4 protein-coding genes are annotated in these 3,671 nt (G+C 32.2%); 3 read left to right on the top strand and 1 reads right to left on the bottom strand.

Annotation, left to right across the window (positions count from 1 at the left end; genetic code table 11):
• Nucleotides 1–284 (bottom strand): transposase zinc-binding domain-containing protein (locus tag CBG25_RS08705; RefSeq protein ID WP_290606062.1); only part of this gene is annotated, 284 nt, incomplete at its 3' end.
• Between the two features lie 498 nt (nt 285–782).
• Here CBG25_RS08705 and agp point away from each other — a divergent pair.
• From agp to CBG25_RS08690, 3 genes are all read left to right on the top strand, one after another.
• On the top strand, nt 783–2,024 hold the full coding sequence (gene agp / locus CBG25_RS08700; protein WP_290606060.1) for a bifunctional glucose-1-phosphatase/inositol phosphatase: 1,242 nt from the start codon (nt 783–785) through the stop codon (nt 2,022–2,024).
• Nucleotides 2,025–2,672: 648 nt separating this feature from the next.
• Nucleotides 2,673–3,110, top strand: a complete 438-nt coding sequence (locus tag CBG25_RS08695; protein ID WP_290606058.1) for a DUF3757 domain-containing protein — start codon at nt 2,673–2,675, stop codon at nt 3,108–3,110.
• 300 nt (nt 3,111–3,410) lie between these two features.
• Complete coding sequence (locus CBG25_RS08690) at nt 3,411–3,563, top strand: hypothetical protein (RefSeq protein WP_290606056.1); 153 nt, start codon at nt 3,411–3,413, stop codon at nt 3,561–3,563.
• Nucleotides 3,564–3,671 lie beyond the last annotated feature (108 nt).

The following is a 3,671-nucleotide window of genomic DNA, read 5'->3' as shown; positions in this document are numbered from 1 at the left end:
TCGGTGGCCTTTTTGCCGCAGCTCGGGCATCCCCGACCTTTACAGCTTTGGTAAATAAGGCGCCGATGTGGACAATGGGTATTCTCACAGCATAATTCGCGGCTTCCCATAAGTGGTGTGCCACAAGCTAGCATTTTGGTGACAACTTCTACTTCAACAGGCCTCAGTGGGTAAGTGTTTAGCAGTTCGGCCCAAGCACCGTTTCGTTGAAACAACGTTTTTAGAGGGCGAGGAGTGAATTCAGAAAGCGCGGGGGTAATTTTATATGATTTCCAGAAGTTCAAGGTACCACCATTCTACCCGATATCGATTTGCAGCCGCTAGGCTGCTTCCTTGTATTAATTTAATAATCGAGAATTTTTATTTTATATAATAATAGATATAATATAGACTTTTATTTTTGTAATATCAGTCTTGTAATTAATACGTTGTAATTGGCGAAATGTTTTAGTTTTTTTCACTAAAATATGACCCTAATCAGTATATTATTCTGATTGCAATGCCTGTTTGTTAAAGGTATGTAAAGAGTTATCCGACATTAAATAAATATTAATTATGTTAATGATTTTTTTGTTTGTAATATAAGAAAAATTTATTACTAGAAAATGTATTGCCAGATACCATCTTATTGCATGTAATTGAAGTGGACGTTAATAAATATTCTTAAAAACAAGCAAAGTCAAAATTTTATGGTAAATGAAATTTATTTTTAATTGACTCCATCTAAATAAAGTTTTATTAATAAAATAAATTATAATAAACTTTAAAGGAGCGTTGAAAAGATGAAAAAAAGATTAATGATATGGCTTCTTTTAACTTTAATATCGCCAGTAAGTTATTCGTTAGAAAAATTTCAAGATTATGAATTGACTCAGGTATTAATTTTAAGTAGGCATAATTTAAGAGCACCAATAATATATGAGGATATATTAGCCCGCGCAACGAATAAACTTTGGCCTATTTGGCATACTAAAGATGGAAATCTTACCAATAAAGGCCGTCAATTAGAGATTTATATGGGGAACTACTTTGGGTCTTGGTTTGATAGAGTAGGGCTTTTGCGGCCAGATCAATGTCCAGACTCAAATAATGTTTATATTTATGCGAACAATCTACAGCGCACTATTGCCACAGCACAATCTTTTATTACTGGTGCTTTTCCTGATTGTTCGATTAAAGCTTTTTATCGAACAGATATGGCTAAAGGAAAATTGGATCCTATTTTTGACTTAGTTATTACTGACAACAGTGCAGAACTTAAACAGCAAGCCATAACCGCTATGACTGAAAAATTAGTACATTTAGATTTAGCAGAAGCTTATAAACAAATTTCCACTATTTTGGATTTTAAAAATTCAACACTATGTAAAAAAGACAAGTTGTGTGATCTGATTAGTACCCCCAATAAGATGATTATTAGTGCAGATAAACAGCCACTTGTGTTTGGACCGTTAGGATTAGCAACATCCGCTGTAGACGTTTTTGATCTGCAGTATTACCAAGGATTTGCTACAAAAGACGTTGCTTGGGGAACAATTAATACACCAGAGCAATGGAAAACACTTAATGAAATTAAAAATGGCTATCATGCAGTTGCATTTACAACTAAGATTGTTGCTAAAAATATAGCTAAGCCTTTATTAAACTATATAAATTCGCATTTTGTTGAACAAAATAAGAATGAAAAATCAAAATTACTGATTATGTTTGGTCATAATGCAAATATTGCATCAGTCATGTCTGCTCTGGATTTTGCCCCTTATCAGTTGCCTGAACAATATGAAAACACACCCATTGGTGGCAAATTAGTGTTTCAGCGCTGGCATAATAAGAAAACCAATAAAGATTATCTAAAAGTTGAATATATTTATCAGTCAGTAAATCAATTGCGCGATGGGACGCCATTGACATTAAATAACCCACCAAAACAGGTCACTTTATCGCTTGAGAATTGCCCAATTGATGAAAGTGGCTTATGTAATTGGGACGACTTTGAAAAGAGCATACAACAAGCATTAAGATGATAAAGTTAATGTTTGATTTAGTAAAATGAAGGCAGCGTGGTTAACGCTGCCTTTCTTAATATTCACCACGAAAGAAAATATTTTGCTAGTCATTTTTGTAAAATGCGTTTTTTTCTTCCATTTTAACAACTTATAAAGTCTATTCCTTGATTATTAATACTTATTGTAATTTAAAAATAATATTAATTTATTTTTACTCTAATATCGATATTTAGCCAAATATCCTCAATTTTTTTATTTATTACTATTCAGTTTTGATGTTCAGTATAATCTTCAACAATCAATAATTGAGTAGTCAAACCTCATTCCTGCTTACAACACATTTTTTCTGGATTTATACGATTTAGAGCATCAGCAAGCGATTAGCATAAAAAATAGTATTATTTTACCAGGTAATATATACATTAAAAAATTGAAAACTGATATAGATAACTATTTTATTAACCAAATAGTGAATAAAATAATTTAATAACACTAAATTATTTTAATATCACAGAAAATTTTGTAAAACAGTTGTTACTGTAAATTAATCAAATCATATCTTAGTTAATATAATCTTGTATTAATGAATTTCTGGTATACAAATCATGATCTGCTTAAATATATAAATAGTAATTTGTACAAATATATAAATAAGGAGCATTTGGCATGAAAAAAATAGTAACCATGATAATTGTAGCATCATCACTGGGTTTTTCTCTAACATCTCAGGCCACTGAAAATTGTCCTGCATTAAATAAAATTGCAGGTGCTAGCGGTGTTTTCCGCGCAGATGGAATAAATGGAGAGTGGCGTGGGGTGTTGCAAGGCATTATTGCAGAAAAAGCAGCGCTACAATCTTTTGAAATGGTACTTGCAATACAGGAAAGTCAGACGGCTCCTAGCAAGTTTCAGCATTGTACCTATTTAGTTGATGATGATAAAACCCTAGATATGAAGTTTGTTTTAAAGAATGAAAATGAAAGAGAGTTTACCATCCAAACTGTAGGTAACCTATGGAAAAAAGAAGATGGGCCTTTTGGACTTATTTATGATGCCTGTGAAAAAACTGCGCCAGAGAATTGTATATTTACAGTTGATCATTAAAATATCCTTTAAAGAATAATTTTTTGGTTCTGTCACAGTAAGATTGCTTCAATTTGTTCAAAGCAACAGATAGCAGTTTTATGGTAAACAGCTATTGATTTTATTGGGTATCTGTTTTATTGGATCGGAACCTTTATTTTTAATTTAGTCGAAAGCGTCAATACTGTTTAAAAAAAGAAGCTGATTAATAAAGGCTAAATGTTCTATTAAGCGGATTTTGGTTTTAGCCTAATATGAAATAGTATAAATTTTACGCTTCCATATATTTATTAATAATTAATTTCTATTAGGTAATAGTGTATGAATAATTTCGGTATTGGTAATAAACATGGTTATATTCGATTATCAAGTGACAGTTCTATGAATGCTACAGTTAGTGATGGGCACCTCGAAAAACCTAAGCCGAGTTTGATTTTGCTGATAAAGTTATCGGAAGCTGGTCTACTGAGCTAACCACCATGAAGAAACGCAGCGCCATTAAGAATGACCTCTTTGCAAACCAGTATCACCAACAGACGATCGACAAGTTGGGTGACCCGCTGGTCAAGATCGAAACCTGTA

The sequence above is a fragment of the Arsenophonus sp. ENCA genome (assembly GCF_002287155.1).
Classification (GTDB): Bacteria; Pseudomonadota; Gammaproteobacteria; order Enterobacterales; family Enterobacteriaceae; genus Arsenophonus; species Arsenophonus nilaparvatae.
This window is presented reverse-complemented; position numbering and strand designations above follow the sequence as displayed.

What these genes read in the sequence shown, in the direction of transcription:
- agp (WP_290606060.1), top strand. Translation starts at nt 783, where the DNA reads ATGAAAAAAAGATTAATGATATGGCTTCTTTTAACTTTAATATCGCCA.
- CBG25_RS08695 (WP_290606058.1), top strand. Translation starts at nt 2,673, where the DNA reads ATGAAAAAAATAGTAACCATGATAATTGTAGCATCATCACTGGGTTTT.
- CBG25_RS08690 (WP_290606056.1), top strand. Translation starts at nt 3,411, where the DNA reads ATGAATAATTTCGGTATTGGTAATAAACATGGTTATATTCGATTATCA.